The sequence below is a fragment of the Rhodobacter sp. TJ_12 genome (assembly GCF_020023995.1).
GTDB lineage: Bacteria > Pseudomonadota > Alphaproteobacteria > Rhodobacterales > Rhodobacteraceae > Rhodobacter.
This window is the reverse complement of sequence record NZ_NRRD01000092.1, coordinates 1-530: the sequence shown is the minus strand read 5'-3', so window position 1 is coordinate 530 and position 530 is coordinate 1. Positions and strand designations below refer to the sequence as shown.

The window sequence follows — 530 nt, the reverse complement described above, 5'->3', positions numbered from 1 at the left end:
GCTGAAAATGGTCGTCTTAAAGTGCTTCCTGATGTTCTTGAGCAGTTTGTTCAATTGCGTGCAGCCAGCGAGGCTATCGCAGAAGTCGAAGTGACCTCTGCGACCGCACTGAGTGAAGAACAGCTTTCGAAAATCAGCGCCGCGATGGAAAAACGTCTGTCACGCAAAGTTAAGCTGAATTGCAAAATCGATAAGTCTGTAATGGCAGGTGTTATCATCCGTGCGGGTGATATGGTCATTGATGGTAGCGTACGCGGCCGTCTTGAACGCCTTGCAGACGTCTTGCAGTCTTAAGGGGACTGGAGCATGCAACTGAATTCCACCGAAATCAGCGAACTGATCAAGCAGCGCATTGCTCAGTTCAGTGTTGTGAGTGAAGCTCACAACGAAGGTACTATTGTTTCTGTAAGTGACGGTGTTATCCGCATCCACGGCCTGGCCGATTGTATGCAGGGTGAGATGATTTCCCTGCCGGGTAACCGTTACGCTATCGCACTGAACCTGGAGCGCGACTCCGTAGGTGCAGTTGT

General features: G+C 50.6%; 1 protein-coding gene and 1 pseudogene. Both read left to right on the top strand.

The features are described 5' to 3' along the window. Positions 1 to 294 (top strand): ATP synthase F1 subunit delta (gene atpH, locus CKO11_RS17350; RefSeq protein ID WP_223641562.1); only part of this gene is annotated, 294 nt, incomplete at its 5' end. 12 nt (positions 295 to 306) lie between these two features. After that, positions 307 to 530: pseudogene (locus CKO11_RS17345) on the top strand (F0F1 ATP synthase subunit alpha); the annotation flags it as partial.